The organism is Rheinheimera sp., assembly GCF_965283995.1.
Taxonomy (GTDB): domain Bacteria; phylum Pseudomonadota; class Gammaproteobacteria; order Enterobacterales; family Alteromonadaceae; genus Pararheinheimera.
Window position 1 is genome coordinate 2,832,372 of sequence record NZ_CBDIQG010000001.1, and the last position, 21,043, is coordinate 2,853,414.

Annotated in this window: 18 protein-coding genes; 15 read left to right on the top strand and 3 right to left on the bottom strand. The window is 52.2% G+C overall.

Annotation, left to right across the window (positions count from 1 at the left end; translation table 11 throughout):
• Positions 1-5 precede the first annotated feature (5 nt).
• Positions 6-2,438: a bifunctional aspartate kinase/homoserine dehydrogenase II gene (gene metL / locus ACQ66Q_RS12650; RefSeq protein ID WP_430457136.1), complete on the top strand. Its 2,433-nt coding sequence runs from the start codon at positions 6-8 to the stop codon at positions 2,436-2,438.
• Positions 2,439-2,475: 37 nt separating this feature from the next.
• On the opposite strand, the gene ACQ66Q_RS12655 is transcribed toward metL, so the two are convergent.
• Together ACQ66Q_RS12655 and ACQ66Q_RS12660 are read right to left on the bottom strand one after the other, a co-directional pair.
• Complete coding sequence (locus tag ACQ66Q_RS12655; protein ID WP_430457137.1) at positions 2,476-3,009, bottom strand: response regulator transcription factor; 534 nt, start codon at positions 3,007-3,009, stop codon at positions 2,476-2,478.
• A complete protein-coding gene (locus tag ACQ66Q_RS12660; protein WP_430457138.1) occupies positions 3,009-4,340 on the bottom strand; it encodes a sensor histidine kinase in 1,332 nt (443 codons plus the stop codon). The genes ACQ66Q_RS12655 and ACQ66Q_RS12660 overlap by 1 nt, the downstream gene beginning before the upstream one ends.
• A 476-nt stretch (positions 4,341-4,816) precedes the next feature.
• Here ACQ66Q_RS12660 and ACQ66Q_RS12665 point away from each other — a divergent pair, with 476 nt between their 5' ends.
• The 9 genes from ACQ66Q_RS12665 to argH all read left to right on the top strand — a co-directional run bounded on the left by ACQ66Q_RS12665 (position 4,817) and on the right by argH (position 13,251).
• Positions 4,817-5,014, top strand: coding sequence for a hypothetical protein (locus tag ACQ66Q_RS12665; protein WP_430457139.1), 198 nt, complete (start codon positions 4,817-4,819; stop codon positions 5,012-5,014).
• Positions 5,015-5,036: 22 nt separating this feature from the next.
• Positions 5,037-5,294 (top strand): hypothetical protein, encoded by a 258-nt coding sequence (locus ACQ66Q_RS12670; protein ID WP_430457140.1) that lies wholly within the window; start codon positions 5,037-5,039, stop codon positions 5,292-5,294.
• 27 nt (positions 5,295-5,321) lie between these two features.
• On the top strand, positions 5,322-5,651 hold the full coding sequence (locus ACQ66Q_RS12675; RefSeq protein WP_430457141.1) for a hypothetical protein: 330 nt from the start codon (positions 5,322-5,324) through the stop codon (positions 5,649-5,651).
• A gap of 42 nt (positions 5,652-5,693) precedes the next feature.
• Entirely contained in the window at positions 5,694-7,463 is a 1,770-nt protein-coding gene (gene dauA / locus ACQ66Q_RS12680) for a C4-dicarboxylic acid transporter DauA (RefSeq protein ID WP_430457142.1), read from the top strand.
• A 273-nt stretch (positions 7,464-7,736) separates the two neighbouring features.
• Positions 7,737-8,780 carry an N-acetyl-gamma-glutamyl-phosphate reductase gene (gene argC, locus ACQ66Q_RS12685; protein ID WP_430457143.1) on the top strand — a complete coding sequence of 348 codons (1,044 nt, stop codon included), beginning with the start codon at positions 7,737-7,739 and terminating at the stop codon, positions 8,778-8,780.
• Positions 8,773-9,543 carry an acetylglutamate kinase gene (gene argB / locus ACQ66Q_RS12690; RefSeq protein ID WP_430457144.1) on the top strand — a complete coding sequence of 257 codons (771 nt, stop codon included), beginning with the start codon at positions 8,773-8,775 and terminating at the stop codon, positions 9,541-9,543. Before argC ends, argB begins: the two co-directional genes overlap by 8 nt.
• A 113-nt stretch (positions 9,544-9,656) precedes the next feature.
• Entirely contained in the window at positions 9,657-10,571 is a 915-nt protein-coding gene (locus ACQ66Q_RS12695; protein ID WP_430457145.1) for an ornithine carbamoyltransferase, read from the top strand.
• Between the two features lie 10 nt (positions 10,572-10,581).
• Positions 10,582-11,802 (top strand): argininosuccinate synthase, encoded by a 1,221-nt coding sequence (locus ACQ66Q_RS12700; protein WP_430457146.1) that lies wholly within the window; start codon positions 10,582-10,584, stop codon positions 11,800-11,802.
• Between the two features lie 66 nt (positions 11,803-11,868).
• A complete protein-coding gene (argH, locus tag ACQ66Q_RS12705; protein WP_430457147.1) occupies positions 11,869-13,251 on the top strand; it encodes an argininosuccinate lyase in 1,383 nt (460 codons plus the stop codon).
• A 76-nt stretch (positions 13,252-13,327) separates the two neighbouring features.
• Here argH and ACQ66Q_RS12710 read toward each other — a convergent pair whose 3' ends face one another.
• Positions 13,328-15,877, bottom strand: a complete 2,550-nt coding sequence (locus tag ACQ66Q_RS12710; protein WP_430457148.1) for a penicillin-binding protein 1A — start codon at positions 15,875-15,877, stop codon at positions 13,328-13,330.
• Positions 15,878-16,029: 152 nt separating this feature from the next.
• Between ACQ66Q_RS12710 and ACQ66Q_RS12715 the strand changes: the two genes are divergently transcribed.
• The 5 genes from ACQ66Q_RS12715 to ACQ66Q_RS12735 are packed head-to-tail and all read left to right on the top strand — an operon-like array spanning position 16,030 to position 20,885.
• A complete protein-coding gene (locus tag ACQ66Q_RS12715) occupies positions 16,030-17,109 on the top strand; it encodes a pilus assembly protein PilM (protein ID WP_430457149.1) in 1,080 nt (359 codons plus the stop codon).
• Positions 17,097-17,696 carry a PilN domain-containing protein gene (locus ACQ66Q_RS12720; RefSeq protein ID WP_430457150.1) on the top strand — a complete coding sequence of 200 codons (600 nt, stop codon included), beginning with the start codon at positions 17,097-17,099 and terminating at the stop codon, positions 17,694-17,696. Before ACQ66Q_RS12715 ends, ACQ66Q_RS12720 begins: the two co-directional genes overlap by 13 nt.
• Positions 17,693-18,283 (top strand): type 4a pilus biogenesis protein PilO, encoded by a 591-nt coding sequence (locus ACQ66Q_RS12725; protein WP_430457151.1) that lies wholly within the window; start codon positions 17,693-17,695, stop codon positions 18,281-18,283. Before ACQ66Q_RS12720 ends, ACQ66Q_RS12725 begins: the two co-directional genes overlap by 4 nt.
• Positions 18,280-18,828, top strand: a complete 549-nt coding sequence (locus ACQ66Q_RS12730; RefSeq protein WP_430457152.1) for a pilus assembly protein PilP — start codon at positions 18,280-18,282, stop codon at positions 18,826-18,828. The genes ACQ66Q_RS12725 and ACQ66Q_RS12730 overlap by 4 nt, the downstream gene beginning before the upstream one ends.
• 32 nt (positions 18,829-18,860) lie before the next feature.
• Complete coding sequence (locus tag ACQ66Q_RS12735; protein WP_430457153.1) at positions 18,861-20,885, top strand: type IV pilus secretin PilQ; 2,025 nt, start codon at positions 18,861-18,863, stop codon at positions 20,883-20,885.
• The last annotated feature ends 158 nt before the right edge of the window (positions 20,886-21,043 follow it).

The following is a 21,043-nucleotide window of genomic DNA, read 5'->3' on the forward strand; positions in this document are numbered from 1 at the left end:
TGAACATGGCAGTACAACAACTTTCCGCAGAGGCCGACAAGGTCATCGTGCACAAATTCGGTGGCAGCAGCCTGGCGACCGCCGAACGTTTTCATGCAGTTGCAGACATTCTGCTGCAGCAACCGCAACAAAGTGCCTGGGTCGTCGTGTCGGCGCCGGGCGATACCACCGACCATTTGCTGGATCTGATCGCTGCAGCCGCAGATGCGGTCAGTTTTGATAGCCAATGGCAGCAACTGTCGGCGCAATTACGCTTGCTGGTCAATCGGACCTTAACTGCGCAAACCGCACCGCAGGCGCTGAATACGCTGAATAACTGGCTGGCGCAGTTGCCGGCGTTGGTACAGGCGGGTCAGCACAATGAAGTACTGGCGACCGGCGAAAAATTGTCAACGCTGCTGTTAAGTGCTGTACTGACTGAACGGAAAAAAGTAGCGCAAGCCATTGATGCGCATGATTTTTTACGCCTCGAACTGCAGCCTTTGGGTGATGCACAAGTGCTGTGGCAACAATCAGCTGCGTTATTGGCACCGCTAAAGCAAAACGGATTTAATGTCGTTACTGGTTTTATTGCCCGTGATACGCAACACAACAGCATCACGTTGGGTCGCAACGGCAGTGACTATTCTGCGACGATAGTCGGCGCGCTGATCAAAGCCGATGCAGTACATATTTGGACTGATGTCGATGCGATTTACAGCGCAGATCCACGTAAAGTGCCGTCAGCCCGCGCTTATCGCCAGGTGCCGTGGCCGCTGGCGATCCGGTTGGCAGAACTCGGCAATCCGGTGCTGCATGCCAAAACGTTGAATCCACTGGCGCAGCACCCAGCGGAGCTGATTGTACGCAGCAGTTATGAGCCGGACCAACCGGGTTGTCGTGTCAGCCGCCAGAGCGCCATTGAAGTGCAATTTGTCACAGATTTGGCCGAAGCGGTGCTGCTGACATTGCCGGCGCATTGTAAAGTCAGTCCGCAACAAGCGGCCGCAGCCCTGCAGTTTCCGGTATTTGCCGCGCCGGCAACCGCAGGTAAACAATGGCTGGTGGCGCAGAAGAACCTGGAGCTGTTGCTGCAATTCCTCGGACAGCAACAGATTTATCCGCGCGTCAGCTCTGAACAATTCTATGCCGTTGCCTGGTTGAAACCAGCGGCACGGCAACAACGTCAGCTGCCGCTGCAGGCCGTGCATTGGCTGGAGCGCCAGCAACCTGTGCATAGTTTTCAGGATGATGAACTGGCGCTGTGGCTGTTTAGTCCGGCGCTGACTGCCAACGAACTGACGGAACTCCACCAGCTGTTACTGCCAACCACAGTGCGGCTGAATATTGTGGTGGCAGGAACCGGCAATGTTGGTTCTGAATTCCTCAGCCTGTTAGCCAAACAACAACAAGCGTATGCCGGTCAAATTGAATTACGTCTCGCCGGGTTGTTTAATTCGCGTCAGGCGGTATTTAGCGACCAGATCGATGTTGCAGACTGGCAGCAGACGTTAGCCACTGCAGCGCCTTACCAAAAGCAGGATCTGCTGGATTATCTGGCAGGTCTGCCGGATCCGAAAGTCTTGGTCGATATCACGCCAAGCCGCAGCTTTGCTGAAGATTACGTCGATATTGTCCGCACCGGCTGCCATTTAATCAGCGCCAATAAACAAGGCGTCACGCTGCCATTACCGCAGTATCAGCAGATCATCGCCGCTGTCGCAGAACAGCAAGTCAGCTGGCAGGCCAATACCACTTGTGGCGCTGGTTTACCGGTGCAGCGCTTGCTACAGGAACTGCAAAGCTCCGGGGATCAGATCCAGCAGATCAGCGGTATCTTCTCCGGCACTTTGTCCTGGTTATTGTGCAAATACGACGGCAGTGCGCAGTTCTCCGAGTTTGTGCTGCAGGCGCAGGCAGAAGGTCTGACCGAGCCGGATCCGCGTGATGATCTGTCCGGCAAAGACGTACAACGCAAATTGCTGGTGTTGGCGCGTGAACTGGGGCTCAGCCTGGATATCAGCGACATCGCATTAACCCCGTTACTGCCGGCTGGTTTGGATACGCTGAGCTGGGATGAATTCTGGGCGCGTCGGGCAGAGCTCGACAACAGCCTGGCCGATACATATGCCAGCGCGCAAGCGGCCGGCAAAGTGCTGCGTTACGTCGCGACGCTTACGGTGACACCACAAGGTCCAAAAGCCCGGGTTGAACTGCTGACGGTCGCGCCTGATCATCCGCTAGCGGCGATCCAGGCCTGCGACAATGTGTTTGTCATTGAAAGTGACTGGTATCAGGCCAATCCGCTGGTGCTAAAAGGGCCGGGCGCCGGTCGTCAGGTCACTTCCGGGGGGATCCATGCGGATCTCGCGATCCTGGCCCGTCAGCAAATTGCTGCGGCCAAGGCGGCACGACACAGTCAGGCACAAGCCGCGGCCTGGGCCAATCCGCGCGCCTGACAACGTTTCTGATCATGTATAAAAAGGACCCGGCAGCTTAGCCGGGTCTGTGTTTCAGCAGCTTGCGCTGTAAGGTGCGCCGGTGCATACCCAGTAAACGGGCTGTTTGACTGATATTGCCATCCTGCTGTGCCAGCACCCGCTGAATATGTTCCCATTCCATTTGATCTGCGGATAATAAAGTCTCATGGTCAGCACAATGTTGTTCGTCTGCCACGGGCTGTGTATGTTCGTCGGTCAGTGCCTGCAACAACACCGCAAAATCAACCGGCTTTGTCAGATAGTCGTCGGCGCCAAGTTTTACCGCTTGCACAGCGGTCGCAATGCTGGCAAAACCCGTTAGCAACAAAATGCGGCAGTCGGGCAGCGCTGCACGCAGTGGGGCTATGTAGTTGAGGCCGGAGGTGTCGCCAAAACGCAAATCGATCAGCCAGACGTCAGCTGCTGTCGCAAGCAGTTCTGGCAGCTCTGGTGGTGTGGTAAATGTCTGAACCTGATGGCCCGCAGCAGTGAAACGACGCTGCAGAGTGCGCAACAGGATCTCGTCATCATCTAACAAGGTCAGTTTCATCAGATATCCTTGGCCGGGTAACGGATTTCGGTGATGAGGCCAACACCGTCAGCCCGGCGCCGTAACACCTGACCGCCACAACGTTCAATGGTGCTGTTTGCCAAAAATTGGCCAAGGCCGAGGCCTTCAGTACTGTCATAAGGTGTTTTGCCCAAAGTGGCCAGCTGCTCTGCCGGTAGTCCCTGGCCAAAATCTCTGATTTGCAGACTAAAATGCTGCTGGCACTGGCTTAGCCTGACATCGAGCCGCGGTTGCTGCTGTGCCAGACTGGCGTCCGCCGCATTGTCCAGAATGTTAAACAGGGCGGCGGACCAGGCCAGCGCATCAGCGATCGGATTCTCAGTGTGGTCAATCTGTTCTTCCAGCGTCAGGCTAATCTCGGGCCGGCTCACCAGCCATAATTTTAATGCCCGCTGCGCCACCAGACAAAGTGCTTCCCGGCTTTGCGGTTGGCGAAGTTGCAGCGCATTTTGCCGTAGTTGCTGGACAATATGCTGACAGCGGCGCACTTCTCCGCGCAGGTCCGCCAGCAGCGTGGGATCCGGCGGGCTGTCACTCAATTCGTCGGTCAGTAAAGTTAGATTTTGCAGCGGGGTTGCCAGATCATGGGCTGCGTTTGCTGCATAAGTTGCGACGGCGAGCATCTGTTCCTGTTGATATTGCTGTTGTTGCAACTGGTACAACTCGCGGCTCTTTTGCCGCACCAGTCGGGCCTGCGCACTGCCAAAAGCGGCAATAAAAAACGCCGACAACGCAAAAGCCCAAGCCATTTGCCATAAATGAGAACTGAATTGTTCAGGCATTGCCTGGCTTTGATCTGCGCCATCGATAAAAACCTGGTGACTGTGGTGGGCGGCATGTGGGTCATAAATCAGTTGGCCTGTATTCGGATCCACCTGACTTAGTGGCAACAAGATCGCCAGTAGCAGATAACAAGTGACTGCCAGCGTCGCGGTCAGCAATGCGATGCGACGCGGTAACAACACGGCACTGACTGCAACCGGTAATAACAACAAGGCAATCAGGCCGTTACCGGCACCACCGGACAAAGCCAGCATCAGAGTAAATAAGCTCAGATCGTACAGGATCGCCAGTGCAAAAATACGCTGCGGGTGTTGTGCCGCACCGGGCAGCCACACCAAAGACAGGTTGGTGCAACCGTACAACGACAATAGCAGCAGCATTAACGGCCAGCTGCTGATTGGATAGTCAAAGATCCAGGCAGCCAGAGCAGCTAAATAGGCCGTGCCAACCAAGCCCCAACGGAATTTCTGTAATTGTTTGATTTGACTATGAGATTTTAACTCAGGGCTGAGCGGATCCTGCAGCATAAAGCGCTCTCAAAAAAAGCGGGCGCTAAGCGCCCGTTGCAAAAAACTGACAGGTTCAGACTACGCAGTCGCCCGATAAAAGTCACGGTCCAATGCACGCTGTACTGAGTCAGGACTGACTATATCCGCTCTTTGCCTATTGTGGCATGTGGCATTTTGCCGCAGCGTCCAGACGTTGTGACAAAATCTTGACAGTTATCAGGCGGCAACAGGCGGCAAACGGCGACTGCTGCGGCGGAAAAATATCGCCGCTTGAGGTCGGATCTGTAGCTGACACAGGCGGATTAGTAGTGTCACTTCGCACTGCATTGGTTTAAGTGATTGATAATCATAATGAAAATATAATTTATTTTGGCGGATCAGCAGCTGGCATTGACTTTGCAATTTCAATGAGCGCTCGCTGGATCAGCATGATCCGGGTCAGGGTACTTAGAATCCAAACCAAATAATCTTTACAATTAAGGGATTTACTCATCATGAAATTCAATGCAAAATCAAAACTGTTCGCAGCTCTGTTTCCAGTATCTAAACAAGAACAATCAGCAGAGCTGGTCGAGTTAAATTCAGCTGAACTGGCGCAAGTCAGCGGCGGTATTTCACTGAAATCGAACGATGGCGTTGTCAGCGCATTACACATCGGCGACGGTGACGGTCCAATCTGGATCAAAAACTAATTTCTGTTGTTCAAAGGATGTCGTGGCACAACAACCAGTTAAATTTCAAAATCTAGCCGCCTTTGCTATTTGTTTAGTATTAATGGCGGCTTCTCTGTACTTTCAGCGGATGCCCGAGCTTGTCAGTCAAATTTCATTTGCATCGCTTGCGCTGATTTTCCTGTTTTCCCTGCATCGCCGGCACATCATGCCGCTGCTGTTGCTGATCTTAGTGATCAAGCTGCTGCAACTGCCCATTTCATACTTCCTGAAAAATATCGATACAGCCCTGGTGTATTAACTGTGTTCGGCGTTAATTGACCTGTTGATGGCGTTTTGTATCGTGCATTACCACAATGACCGTTATTTGCTGAAACTGTTTCGTAGTAATGGCAGGGAGCAAGTTCCGCAGGTTTACCTGATGGCATTGCTGCTGGCAATTTCTTCATTGATTGCCTGTTTGCAGGCAATGGAATATGTGATTTATACCATGGACCCGTCCTTCTACGGCGAAAGCAAACCCTGGATTTACGAGCATCAACGTGTCATTAAACAGACGTTAAAAACTCTGTTCGAACTCAGTATCTGGGCTTTATTACTCGACCCTAACCGCTGGAAAATCCTGCAAAAAATCCAAAACAAATTTCTGGCACCCTGATTTTATCCCTACAATAGAGTTTTGAGGTTGTGAGGCTGTCTGATGTCGCACCGTGCTCATTTATTTTCTTTGCGGATTTTTCATGCGCTGCGTGAAGCAGCGGCTGAAGGGTATGGTTTTTCTGAGCTCGGTAAAGACATCCTGGCCGGTATCAGCGTCGGCATTATTGCCATCCCGCTGGCAATGGCGCTGGCCATCGCCTGTGGTGTGCCGCCGCAATATGGTTTGTATACGGCGATCATTGCCGGTTTTCTGATCCCGCTCTGTGGCGGTTCGCGCTACAGCATCTCCGGCCCGACTGCGGCTTTTATCGTTATTTTATATCCGGTCGTGCAAAAGTATGGGCTGGGCGGTTTATTGCTCGCCACTATGCTGTCTGGCGGCATTCTGGTGGCGATGGCGGTACTGCGGCTTGGCCGGTTCATCCAATATATTCCTGAAGCAGTCACCTTAGGTTTTACCGCCGGCATCGCCGTGGTGATTGCGACGTTGCAGCTGCGCGATTTATTTGGCCTCAGTGTTGAAACGATGCCGGAACATTATCTGGAGAAGCTGCAGGTGCTGCTGAAAGCGGCAGACACTGCCCATTGGCCGGCCATGCTGGTTGCTGCCGTTACGCTTTGGCTGATGCTGTTATGGCCAAAACTCGGCAGCCGTGTTCCGCCGCATTTGCCGGCCGTGATCACTGCCACTTTATTGGCGCTGGTGTTAAATCATTTTGGTTACCCGGTCGAAACCATCGGTAGTCGTTTTCATTACACCGCAGCCGACGGCTCTGTGGCTGCCGGCATTCCAGATATGTTGCCAAGCCTGCAATGGCCCTGGTTATTACCGGGGGCGGACGGGCTGCCGCTCAAGTGGAGTTCTGAGCTGGTCAAAGATCTATTAACGGCTGCATTTGCTATGGCGATGCTAGGGGCGATTGAATCGCTGCTCTGTGCCATGGTGCTGGATGGCATGACAGGCCGGCGTCACAGTGCCAATAGCGAACTGCTGGGGCAGGGCATCGGGAATATCGTCGCGCCATTTTTTGGTGGTATGACGGCCACGGCGGCATTGGCCCGGTCAGCGGCGAATGTGCGGGCAGGCGCTGTCTCACCGGTCTCCGGCATGGTCCATGCCGGTGTCGTGTTGTTGGCACTGTTTGCTTTAGCGCCGGTGCTGAGTTACCTGCCACTAGCCGGCATGGCGGCCTTGTTGCTGGTGGTCGCCTGGAACATGAGTGAAGCCCCCAAAGCTCTGCATCTGATTAATACCGCGCCACGCAGCGACGTGTTGGTGTTTGCCGTTTGTTTCTCCTTTACCGTGTTATTTGACATGGTGATCGCCATCAGTTGCGGCATCATCATCGCAGCCTTGTTGTTTGTGCGTGAAGTCGCCGAAATGACCAAAGTGTCGGATGTGACTGAAAATCCAAAACTGGTCAGTGAAAAACTGGCACCACGGCATAAGGTATTTCGCATCAGCGGGCCGTTGTTTTTTGCCGCGGCAGATCGGGTTTTTGCTGAACTGGCGCTGCTATGCAAAGAGCAGCAACAGGTGGTGATCCTGATGGATGGTGTCACGCTGCTCGATGCCGGTGGGCTTGCTGCTTTTGATAAGTTTCTGACGTCGACGTCACAGCATCAATGCCACGTGATGCTGGTTGATTTGCAATTCCAGGTTTTGAAAACGCTGGCCAAAGCCAAAGTCCGGCCTATTGACGGCTTGTTATCTTTTTACCCTACCTTAGCCGATGCGCTGCGGTTGATACCAAAGCGCGAAACTGACCATCTGGCCGGTTTCAGCGCGCTCGACAATCCGGGTCTGTAACGGGCCCGGCTGGCAGCCGCTTTGCCGTCTGCTAAATTTTCATATTCATGCAGTCTGTACTCTGCGACAATAGCTGCCATGGCGTGCCGGGCCTTGCTTTGTCTGCATTGGCGCGCGTTGCATCTTTATGCAGCGGCTGAAAGTGAATTTGAATAATATAATAATTCACAAAAACAGCATAATAATTCTTGAAAGTGCATGAAGGCCCCGATACACTGGCCGCAGTTTTTGGTGTGGCCATTTTTTATTTAGCATTTGGAGACTGACCACAAGATGTCATCACAATCTGCCACCAGTTCAGTGATTCGCAGCGCAGTGTTAGGCGCCGCCGGTTATAGCGGTGCCGAACTCTGTGTGTTATTGGCGCGTAACCCTCACTTTGCACTCTGCCACGCCTACGCTTCTGCCGGGCGACAGCCAGAGTCTTTTTCTTCCTTGTATCCACGGCATAAAGGCCAGCTGGATCTGCTGGTTGAGCCTTGGACAGACGCTGAGATTGAAAAAATCCGCGGCAAAGTCGATGTCGCCTTTTTAGCGCTGCCGCATGAAGCCAGTGAAGAAGTGGCGCCAAAACTGATGGCTGCCGGCATTGTAGTGGTGGATTTGTCCGGTGCATTCCGGCTGAAAGACCCTGATTTATATCCAAAATATTATGGTTACGCGCACCAGCATCCTGAACTGATCAACGAAGCGGTGTATTCACTGATGGAATGGCTGGACCAGCCGTTGCCGCAACTGATTTCAGTACCGGGCTGTTATGTCACGGCGGCATCTTTGGCACTGCTGCCTTTAGTGAAAGCGGGCCTGCTGACCGATGACAATATTCCGGTGATCAGCGCCACCAGCGGTGTGTCAGGGGCCGGTCGCAAAGCGGCATTAAGTACGTCGTTCTGTGAAGTTGGCCTCAATGCTTATGGCTTTTTTAAGCACAGACATAGACCGGAAATTGAACAGAATTTGGGCCGCAAAGTGGTGTTCACGCCGCACCTTGGCAATTTTAAACGCGGCATTCTGTCGACCAGCGTGGTGACGTTAAAAACCGGTGTTACTGCTGAGCAGGTCAAAGCCGCTTTTGAACAGGCATACAGCGGTAAACCGCTGGTGCGGTTATTAAGCACGTCACCGAATGTGGCGGATGTGGCCGGGACGCCGTATTGCGATATTTTCTGGCAAATCGACGGTGAGCAGGTTGTTGTGGTGTCGGCGCTCGACAACTTACTCAAAGGCGCCGCAGCGCAAGCGATGCAAGCGGCCAACGTCAAATTCGGCAAGCCGGAAACGGCAGGTTTACTTGGCGGCGGTGTCTGTCATGAATAAGTCACCATTAGTGCTGAAGATGGGCGGCCGGTTGCTGGAAGATATGCAGGCGCTGGATAGCTTATTAACCGTGATTAAAGGCTTAGCCGCTGAATATCCGTTGGTACTGGTGCATGGCGGCGGCGCTCAGGTCGACAGCTGGCTGGCGACTTTTGGTTTTGACACGCAAAAGATTGATGGTCAGCGTGTCTCACCGCCAGAGCAAATGCCGGTGATCACCGGCGCTTTAGCCGGTGCGGTGAATGGCTTGATGGTCGCGCGGGCGCAACTCGCCGGATTAAACGCGGTAGGGCTGACACTCGCCGCCGGTCAGAGCCTGAAATTTGATGTGAATACCAAACTAGGCGCGGTCGGTATTGCCAGAGCGAACGACGGTACCTTGGTCAACACGTTGATCCAAAATGGCTTTGTGCCAGTGTTCAGCTCTATTGGCTTAAGCGATGACGGCCACTTGCTGAACGTGAACGCCGATATTGCTGCTGCAGCAATCTGTCAGTTAGTGCAGGGCACACTGGTGTTGCTGACAGACGTACCGGGCATTCTCGATGGCAATGGCCAGCTGATTAAATCACTGAATAGTACGCAAGCGCAGGCGCTGGTTGATAGTGGTGTGATCAAAGGCGGGATGAAAGTGAAACTCGACGCGGCGCTGGAAACGGCCGCGGCATTGCGACGACCGATCATCGTCGCAGGCTGGCAACAGCCGGAAGATTTATTGAAGCTGATGCAACAGCAGGAAGTTGGCACTTGTATCAGTTGGTAACCCCACTGAAATCTGTTCTCTAACGCGCGGGCACCCTAAACAGGAGAGGTGTCCGTTGCCGGACCGATTTCCTCAAAAAAAGGTGGCCCGTCGTGGCCGTGCAGTGTGAAACAATGAGTCAATTATCGCAGTTACTGTGTTTAGCGGATTTAAGCAAAAGTCAGTTGTCCGGTTTACTGGCGCTGGCCAGTCAAATCAAACAATCCCCGGAAGACTACAGCCAGGCTTTAAAAGGCAAAAGTATCGCGTTATTGTTTGAAAAGCCTTCATTGCGGACGCGGGTCAGCTTCGACGTCGGCATCTACAAACTCGGTGGCCACAGCGTGTATTTGGACCAGCAAAATGGTGCTATGGGCGTACGGGAATCGGTAGAAGATTTCGGGTCTAACCTGGCGTGCTGGTGCGATGCAATTGTGGCGCGGGTCTATTCTCAGCAGACGTTATTAAAACTGGCGTCCAGCAGTAAAAAACCGGTGATTAATGCGCTCAGTGACCTGTACCACCCGTGTCAGGCTTTAGCTGATTTATTATCCTTGCAGGAAGTGCTGGGCGATTTATCCAAAGTCCATTTGGCTTTTGTTGGTGACGGCAATAATGTATGTCATTCGCTGATGTTAGGTGCAGCCATTTTAGGCATGACGCTGACCGTGGTGACGCCACCGGGCTTTGGCCCGGATGCGCATGTGTTATTGCGGGCACAGGCTCTGGCGGCGCAAAGTGGCGCCAAACTGACGCTGAGTCAGCACGTTTCAGCCGCCGCCGGCGCAGATGCCATTTATACCGACACCTGGTTGTCGATGGGCAACAAAACCGATCCGGCGCAAATCGAAAGGGCCTTTGCGCCCTTCCAGATCAATACGGCCGTGATGCAGCGCCTCGGCGCCAAACATTTTATGCACTGCCTGCCTGCACACCGCGGCCAGGAAGTGACCAGCGAAGTGCTGGACAGTGATTGTTCTCTGGTACTGCGTCAGGCGGAAAACCGCATGCATGTCCAGAACGCCGTTTTAGTCAGTTTATTTAGTTAAGGTTTATCTCATGAGCGAATTAAAAAAAGGTGTGAAAAAAGTCGTTTTAGCGTACTCCGGTGGTCTGGATACTTCGGCCATCGTGCCATGGCTGAAAGATAACTACGACTGTGAAGTCATTGCCTTTGTGGCAGACGTCGGTCAGGGCGCTGAAGACTTAGAAGGCGTGGAGCAAAAAGCGATTAACTCCGGTGCCAGCAGCTGCTATGTGGTGGATTTAAAAGAGCAGTTTGTCAAAGAAGTGATTTATCCAACGCTGAAAGCCGGTGCTGTGTATGAAGGCCAGTACTTGCTCGGCACTTCAATGGCGCGGCCTATTATTGCCCGTGCCCAGGTTGAACTGGCGCTAAAACTGGGCGCTGACGCGCTGTGCCACGGTTGTACCGGGAAAGGCAATGACCAGGTCCGCTTTGAAGGTGCCTTTGCCGCCTTAGCCCCGCAGTTAAAAGTCATTGCGCCGTGGAGGGAGTGGGAATTCAATTCCCGTCAGTCCCTGCTGAATTACCTGGCTGAGAAAAACGTCCCGACGACGGCTACAGCGACCAAAATTTACAGCCGCGACGCCAACCTGTTTCACATTTCGCATGAAGGCGGCGAGCTGGAAAACCCATGGAACGAGCCATCTGAGCAAGTCTGGATGTGGACTAATTCTCCAGAGCAGGCACCGGATAAAGCGGAATATATTCAACTGAGCTTTGTCAAAGGCGAACTGTCGGCTATTGATGGCAAAGCGGTGTCTGGTGTTGAAGCTATTGAACAGCTGAACAAAGCCGGTTCGATCCACGGTGTTGGCCGGATTGATATCGTCGAAAACCGTTTAGTCGGTATGAAATCGCGTGGCTGTTATGAAACACCGGGCGGCACCATTATTGTGGCGGCACTGCGCGCGCTGGAATCGCTGGTATATGACCGTACTTCACTGAAATACCGCGAAGAAGTGGGTCTGGAAGTGGCGCAGCTGGTCTATGACGGCCGCTGGTTCACGCCGTTAAAAGATGCGCTGTTTGCCGCGTCGAATTCACTGGCCGAACAGCTGACTGGTGACATCGTAGTGAAACTGTATAAAGGTCAGGTTACGGTGGCAAAACGCCGTTCACCGAACAGCCTGTACTCTGAAGCCTTCGCGACTTTTGACGGCGACGAAGTGTATAACCAGAAAGATGCAGCCGGTTTTATCCGCCTGTACAGCCTGGCGAGCCGGATCCGCGCATTGCACAGCGTCAAAGAATAACGCCGGAAAGGGTTAGAAAACGCCGGGCTTGCCCGGCTTTTGTTCATCAGATTTGTTGAGGTCAGTATGGCGATGTGGGGCGGCCGCTTCCAGGAAGCGAGTCTGGAAGAATTCCGGGCATTTAATGATTCATTGAGTTTTGACTATCTGCTGGCGCAGCAGGATATCGCCTGTTCACGCGCCTGGGCCGGTGGTTTACTCGAAGGCGGCATCATCACCGCGGACGAAGCCAAAGCGCTTGACCGCGCGCTGGCAGAACTGGCCGATGAAGTAACGGCCAATCCGCAGTTACCACTTGCGACCGCTGAAGAAGATATCCATAGCTGGGTTGAACTGAAACTCGGCGATAAAATCGGTGTGATCGCGAAAAAGCTGCACACCGGCCGTTCGCGTAATGATTTGGTCGCCACCGATTTACGTTTGTGGAGCCGGCTGAATGCGCAGCTGGTGCAACAGGCTCTGACTGGCGCTATCGGTGCTTTACTGAATTTCGCCCGCCTGCATCATGGCGCTGTGATGCCGGGTTTTACCCATTTACAACGCGCACAGCCGGTACTGGTCAGTCACTGGGCGCTCGCTTATGTCGAAATGTTCCGCCGCGATTTAAGCCGGATTGACGATGCGTTAAAGCGCCTCGACAGCTGTCCGCTCGGCTCGGGTGCCTTAGCCGGCACCGGCGTGGCGATGGACCGGCAAGCGTTGGCGCAGCGTTTAGGCTTTAGTCAGGCCGCGCGCAATAGCCTGGATGCAGTGTCAGATCGCGATTATGTCGTCGAGTTGTCGGCTTGTGCCAGCATCTGTCTGACGCATTTATCGCGTTTGTCGGAAGATGTGATTTTCTTCTGCTCCGGCGAAGCGGGTTTCTTCAAACTCGGCGATGCGATTTCGAGTGGCTCCTCTTTAATGCCACAGAAGAAAAATCCCGATGTGTTTGAGTTACTGCGCGGTAAAACCGGCCGGGTGCTCGGGCATCTGGTGGCAATTCTGCATATCCTCAAAGGCCTGCCTTTGGCCTACAACAAAGATATGCAGGAAGACAAACAAGGCTTTTTCGATTTAATGAGTACCTGGCAGCAGTGTTTGCTGGTGCTGGCGACTTGCCTGCCACATTTGTCGGTCAATGTGGACCGCTGTCGTAAGGCCGCTGAGCTTGGCTACAGTAACGCCACAGATCTGGCAGATTACCTGGTCGGCAAAGGAATAGCCTTTCGCGACGCACATGAATTGTCCGGGGAGCTGGTGCTCAAAGCCGCGGCGAAACAAGTGGCGCTGGAGCAGCTGAGCCTGGCTGAACTGCAGGAAGTCAGTCCACTCATCAGTGAAGACGTCTATCCGGCGCTGACGATTGAAGCCGGCATGGCAAAACGCTCGGCACTTGGTGGTACTTGTCCGGTGCAGGTAGGGCAGGCCCTCAGCGCGGCTGAAGCCTGGTTTGCAGCCCTGGTTTAGTCACAGCTTGGTCAGATTGACGAAAACAACAAAGCCGCAGAGATGCGGCTTTGTTGTTGATGCGCGAACAGCAGACTTAACGGAAAATATCAATCTCCGCAGGTTTTTGCTGGTCTGGCTGTAATGGATTGACCGGATCAGCGTATTGCGTTGGCTCTGTGCCTTGCATGAAGTATTCAAATTCGCTGCTGTCGTCGCTGGCCTGTGTCAGCAAACCGGTTTTGCGGTCGATGCGCACCGATACAATGCCGGTTGGCGTGGGCGGGAACTGCTCTGGAGTATTTTCCAGCGCCAGTTCGGCAAAGTTCTGCCAGCTCGGCAAGGCCGTAGTTGCGCCGGATTCACCACCGAGGGTGACTGAGCGACCCAGCACACTTTCAGAATCATCAAAACCAACCCAACTGGTGATCACCAGATCCGGCGTAAAACCGCTGAACCAGGCGTCTTTAACATCGTTAGTGGTGCCGGTTTTACCGGACACATCGCGACGCTTCAGCGCTTTTAACTTATGCGCTGTACCATTCCAGCCCGGACCACCCCAGATCGCACTTTTCATCGATTCGGCAATCAGGAAGGCATTTTGCGCCGAGATCACCCGTGGCGCATACTGCTCAGTCGGTTTTGGTGGTTCTGTCACAGTCACCTCTGCTGCCACTGCAGACGTTTCCGTCGCAGCATCATTGCTGACAGCTTGCACATCGCCAGAGGTTGCTGCTGCGGTGTTGGCGGTAAGCTGCTCGCATTGGTCGCAGACGCTGACGGCCTGATGTTCGTATATCAGATTATTCTGGTCGTCGAGAATTTTGGTGATGACATAAGGTTTCACCAGATAACCGCCGTTGGCGAATACAGCATAACCAGTCACCAGCTCCAGAGGTGTCAGCGATGCAGAGCCAAGTGCTAACGTCTGATTGCGGGGTAAGTCTTTGGCATGAAAGCCAAACTTCGCCAGATGATCGATAGTGTGGTCAATGCCGACACCGCTGATTAAGCGAACAGACACCACGTTTTTCGATTTTGCTAAGGCTTCACGCAAGCGGATTGGGCCGTCGTATTCTTCCGGTGAGTTTTTCGGCCGCCAAGCCTGACCTGAGCCCTCATCCCATTCATGGATCGGCGCATCATTGATGACGGAGGCGAGCGTATAACCGTGCTCCAGCGCGGCGGAATAAATAAAAGGTTTAATGTTGGAGCCGACTTGACGGTTCGCTTGTGTCACCCGGTTAAACTGGGTCTGACTGAAGCTATAGCCGCCAACTAAAGCACGGATCGCACCGTCTTTCGGATTTAACGCGACTAATGCGCTGCTGGCTTGTGGTAACTGGCTCAGGCGCCATTGGCCTTCCTGTTCCCGCACATAAATCAACATGCCGGGTGACAGGATCTGGCCGGCAGTAGCTGGCGCATTGCCCTGACGTTCATTACTGATATAGGCGCGCGCCCATTTCAGGCCATCCCAGGCTAGTTCGATTTTACGACCACCTGACAACATCACTTCAGCACTTTGCGCTTGTACTTGTGTCACAACCGCCGGTTGCAGCTTTTCAATGGCATCCTGTTCATCGAGGTAGGCTAGGATAGCTTCGTCCGATAAGCGTTTGTCTTCTTTAAAGCTGATACTGCCATCGGCTGCGACGATTTTTTCCGCTGGCCATACAGTTTTGAGTGGGCCACGGAAACCATGACGCTCGTCATAGGCATGTAAATTGGCTTGCAACGCATTGACTGCGCGGGTCTGTTGGCGCGCGTCTACCGTCGTAAATACCTGAAAACCTTTGGAGTAGGCTTCTTCTTCGCCATAACGGGCCACCACTTCCTGCCGGACCATTTCCGCCAGATAAGGTGCAGATGCAGTCACCTGCGCACCGTGTAATTTCGAAATAATGGGCGCCTGAATCGCGTCGTCATATTCCTGCTGAGTGATATATTTTTCTGCCAGCATGCGGCCCAGCACAATATTACGACGGGCACGGGCACGACTAGGTGAACGCACCGGGTTTAGCACGGAGGGGGCTTGAGGTAAACCGGCAATAATCGCGATTTCTGACAGCGTCAGATCCTGAATGTTTTTACCGAAATAGACTTGCGCGGCAGCGCCAACGCCAAAAGCGCGTTGGCCCAGTTCAATCCGGTTCAGATAAAGTTCTAAGATTTCGTCTTTGCTCAGCAACTCTTCGATATGGATCGCCAGAAATGCTTCTTTGACCTTGCGGATGATTTTCTTTTCCCGGCTCAGAAAGAACAAGCGGGCCAACTGCTGAGTGATAGTCGATGCACCCTGGCTATAGTCGCCGGTGGTTGCCACCACAGTGGCCGCACGCATCACGCCAATCAAATCAATACCCGGATGCTGATAAAAGCGTGAGTCTTCGGTAGCCAACACTGCTTTTATCAGCATCGGTGGCATTTCGTTTAGTTTGAGTGGAATACGGCGCTTTTCACCAAATTGGGAAATTAATTCGCCGTCCTGGCTGAACACCCGCATCGGTGTTTGCAGGCGCACATCTTTCAGCGTTTCGACGCTCGGCAGATCGTTTTTAAGCACCAGATAAGTGATGCCAATGCTAAGTACGCCTAAGGTCAGACAACTCAACAGGATAATGACAAGTTTTTTAAGCCAAGACACTGAATAGCCCCAATTTTTGCTGCCCTTTACCAAAATAGGCTGCTAGTATAAATTCATTAGTAGTTGTTGAAGCACGTTGTTTCTCGTGCAAAAACAACGTACGCCACAGCGAAAACATAATAATCATAAGTTTGAGACGGCTGCAGGAAGCTATGATAAATCGGTTGTTTCGTGCGAAAAATCCACTCATCCTGGGCGTCGACATTGGCGCTCATACCGTCAAGGCTATTCTGCTGAGCCAACACGGCGAGCATTATAAAGTAGAAGCCCTGGCAATAGAACCTATGATTAAAGGGTCAATGACAGACCGTGAGATCCAGGATATCGAAGCTGTCGGCACTGTCATCGCCAAAATCCGCAAAAAAATTCCGAAAAACATCAAGTTTGCTGCAGCGGCAGTGTCCGGTTCTACTGTAATCACTAAAGTGATTTTTATGGATGCCAGCCTGTCGGATGATGAGTTAGCCAGCCAAATTGAAGTTGAAGCCGACAGCTTGATCCCATATCCGCTCAGCGAAGTCAGTATGGATTTTGAGAAGCAGGATTTGAACGCCAATGACCCATCAAAAGTCAATGTACTGCTAAGCGCAGCCCGGACTGAAAGTGTGCAAAGTCGGGTGTCGGCACTGGATGCAGGTAACTTTGCCACCAAAGTCGTTGATGTTGAGTCTTATTGTCTAAGTCGCGCTGCCGAATTGTGTTTCCACCAGCTGCCACCTGATGCGCATCAGAAACTGATTGCGGTCGTAGATATCGGCGCCACGATGACGCTGATGAGTATTCTCGAAGGTGGCAAAACCCATTACACCCGCGATCAAATGTTTGGTGGCGAGCAATATACCCGCAGCATTATTTCCTATTACGGCAAAACTTATGAAGAAGCGGAACAGGCCAAAGTCAGCAATGATTTGCCTCCGACTTACACATTTGAGGTGCTGGCGCCGTTTCAGACCATGATCCTGCAGCAGGTCCGGCGTGGTATTCAGATGTACTTAACAACATCCGGACGAGAGAGTATTGATTATCTGATCATCTCTGGTGGTACCGCGTTGATTGAAGGCATTGATAAATTACTGACCGAAGAACTTGGGATCCATACGATAGTGGCAAACCCGTTTCAGCAAATGGAAGTTGGCCCCGCGGTTGACCGGCAGCAACTGACGCAACTGGCGCCGCAATTGATGGTGGCTTGTGGCTTGGCGATGCGGAGTTTCTCAACATGGCATATCTAAACCTACTGCCCTGGCGCGAAGCGCAAAAGAAACAGCAACAAGCCCGGTTTATGACCACGATAACCGCCGCCTGCGTTGGCAGTTTTTTGCTGGTGTTTGGCGTGAGTGCGGTATACAGCTCGATGATTGAAGGGCAGGACGGTCGCAACAATTATCTGCAGGGTGAGATTGCGATCCTTGATCAGCGTATTACTGAAATCAAACAACTCGACGAAAAGAAAAAAAATCTGCAAAAACGCATGGAGCTGATTGCGCAGCTGCAAAGCAGCAGAAACCTTGGCACGCAGATTATGGACGAAATTGCCAAAGTGACGCCGGCCGGGGTTTACCTGACCAATCTGGAGAAAAAAGGCCCATCGTTATTGTTGGTCGGTAAAAGTGAATCGAATAACCGGCTGTCCAATATGATCCGCTCCGTTGAAACTTCAGAGTTATTGTCCAATCCGTTACTCGAATTTATTGAGGCGGCAAAAGATGAGACTCAGTTACTCAGCGATTTTAAAATGCACCTGATGGTTAAAAGTTATGAAACGGGGCATGGTGCTGCGAATCAACCGAAGCCAGCTGCGGCCGGAGGCACCAAATGAGCCTGAATATTAATCTGGAAGAACTGAACAATCTGGATCTGGCGAGTGTTGGCTCTTGGCCGCCGGTTGCAAAATCCATGTTAATAGTCGTGTTCAGTATCTTGGTGGCGACGCTGAGTTATTTCATGCTGGTCGATGAAAAAATTACCACGTTGCAAAATGCTGAGACTCGTGAACAGGAACTGCGTCAGACTTACCGGGCGAAGTACGCAGCGGCAGTGAATCTTGAACTGTATAAACAGCAGATGATTGAGATGGAACAAACCTTCTCATATCTGTTAAAACAATTGCCTGCGACCCACGAAACGCCTGGCTTGCTGGACGATATCACTTATGCCGGCACTTCGACCGGACTGACTTTTGTCCGCATCAACTGGATGCCGGAAATTGAAAAAGATTTTTACACTGAATTGCCGATCCAGATTGATGTCGTCGGCGATTATCACCAGTTTGGCAATTTTGTCAGTGAAGTTGCGAAATTACCCCGCATTGTGTCGTTGCACGATTTTTCGGTGACAACCGATAAAGAAGATCGGCTGGTGTTTAACGTCGTTGCCAAAACTTACCGGTATAAGGAGGCGCCATGAGTCGTCCTGCTGGCCGGTTGTTGGCACTCAGTGCCATGCTGTTGTTACTGCAGGGGTGTAATGATTCTTTGACTGATATCCAGCAATTTATGGAATCAGTCAAGGCCAATACTCCGGCAGGTATTCCCCCGTTACCAAAAGCCAAACCTTTTGTGCATATCAGTTATCAGTCAGTGAACGCCCGCAGCCCGTTTAGTGCACCGCGGCCGGAAGCGGTACAGGAACAATTTTCACAATCGCAGGACTGCCTGAGCCCAGATCCTGCCAGACGCAAAGAACCGCTGGAAAAATTTGCGTTGGATAATCTGGCAATGCGTGGCACGCTCGGCGACAGTGGCAATGTCTGGGCACTGATTGAAGCTGCCGACAAAACCTTGCACAGAGTCAGTAAAAATAATTACATTGGGTTGTTTCATGGCCGGATCATTCAGGTAGATGCAAACCAGATTGAATTAATTGAATTAATCCCGGACGGCGCCGGATGTTGGAAAGAGCGGACGACCACCATGCAAATGGCCGACCCCAATGCCGCAACGCGCAAATAAGGTGTGAGCATCATATGGATCAACTAAAACACATGCAAAAACAACGATCAGCCTGGTGCCGCATCGCGTTGGGTTGCTTGTTGCTGAGCATTGGCTCCGCGACAGCAGCTCCGCTGTTATATGACGTCAGATATAGCCCGCTCAGTACCGGCGAGACCGAGATTGAGTTTGTCTTTGACGAAACGCTGAATGCTGCGCCGGAAGTGCAGATTTTTAATGAACCTTCGCGCATCGAGTTAACCTTTCCGGAAGCCGAGTTTGAAGAAAAACTGACCGATGTCACGATCAACAAAGCCGGTGTTAAAAATGCCCGGACTGAATTCTGGCAAAAAGGCATTAAAACTGCGGTATTTCTAGACCATCTGAAACTGTATAAAACCCGCATGGAAGGCAACACCTTTTACCTGCAAGTCAGTGATGGTGCCAGCAGCAGCGCGAAGCCGGATGCCAACGCTTATATCAATAAAGTACAGGCCATCGATTTTCGCCGTGGTGAAAAGGGTGAAGGCAAAGTATTGGTTTTCCTGAAAGACAGCTCAGCGGCCATCGATGTGCGGGAGAATCTGGGTAAAATTGTCGTGGAGTTCCATAACACCGACATTGCCGATGATTTGTTGTACCAGTTAGATGTACTGGATTTCGGAACTATCGTCAAAGGCATCGAAACGTTTAAAGATGGTGTGATCACCCGCCTGGAAATTGAACCGACTGCCGCATTCACTTTTACCTATCAGCAAGTGGATAATATTTTCAGCCTGAGCGTAGAAAAAGACGCAATGGCCGGTGGTTTTATGCAAGGCGGCAAAGATTACAAAGGTAAAGCCATATCCCTGAATTTTCAGGATATTCCGGTGCGTACTGTGTTGCAGATTATCGCCGACTATAACGGTTTTAACCTGGTGACCAGCGATTCGGTCAGTGGCAATGTCACGCTGCGGCTTGATGGTACGCCATGGGACCAGGCGCTGGATATCGTATTGAAAGTGCGTGGCCTGGATAAACGCATGGACGGCAATATTCTGATGGTGGCGCCGACTGATGAACTGGCCGAACGTGAAGCCAAAGAGTTACAGGCGCGGCAGAAGGTCGAAGATTTAGAAGCGTTGTATTCTGAGTTTATCACTGTCAACTACGCCAAAGCCGCAGATCTGGCCAAACTACTGGATGGCAAAGACAGCTCGTTATTGTCGGCGCGTGGCAATGTGTCGGTTGATGAACGCACCAATACGATCTTGCTGAAAGACACGGCCAAAGCGATTGAGAACGTGCGCCGGCTGGTCGAACGGCTGGATGTACCGGTCAAGCAGGTGTTGATTGAATCGCGCATGGTCACAGTCAAAGACAGTGTGGCTGAGGAGTTGGGGATTCGCTGGGGATTCAGTGATCAGCAATTAACGAAGGCTGTTTCGGGGACGGCTGCTGCCGCGCAGTCGCTGGCAAATGGCCAGATCCCGGCACAGGCGGGGCGCTACAACGTCAATTTGCCTGCATCTGAAGGGGCCGGCAGTATTGGTTTCCATATTTCCAAACTGGGCGACGGTACTTTAATAGATTTGGAATTGTCGGCGCTTGAAGTGGAAAATAAAGCAGAGATTGTGGCTTCACCACGGATCTCTACCGCCAACCAGAAAAAAGCCCGCATCGAACAGGGTGTTGAAATCCCTTACGTGCAAGCGGCATCCAGTGGCGCGACCACAGTCGAATTTAAAAAGGCCGTGTTAAGCCTCGAAGTCACACCGCAGGTAACGCCGGATAACAAAATTATCCTCGACCTGACAGTGACCCAGGACACCGAAGGCAAAGTGGTGCAAACGCCAACCGGGAATGCCGTCGCCATTGATACTCAGCGTATCACGACGCAAGTGCTGGTCGACAATGGTGAAACAATTGTCCTGGGCGGGATTTATCAGCAACAAACCATCAATACCGTATCGAAAATCCCGGTACTTGGCGATATTCCATACGCTGGCGCGTTGTTCCGCCGCTCACTGGACAAAACCGAGAAAAAAGAATTATTGATTTTTGTTACACCAAAAATCATCAACGAGACCCGCTAATTGCATAAGGGACAGCCGATGGGCTGTCCCTTTTGAACTTTTGCTTGCGAAGCCCGCGTCAATACTGCCATTCTTTAATCGACAGTTGTATCACTTTATCTACCACACCCCTTCCTGAGCTTGTCAGAGCAAAACCTAACGTACTGGAAAGTTTCCTA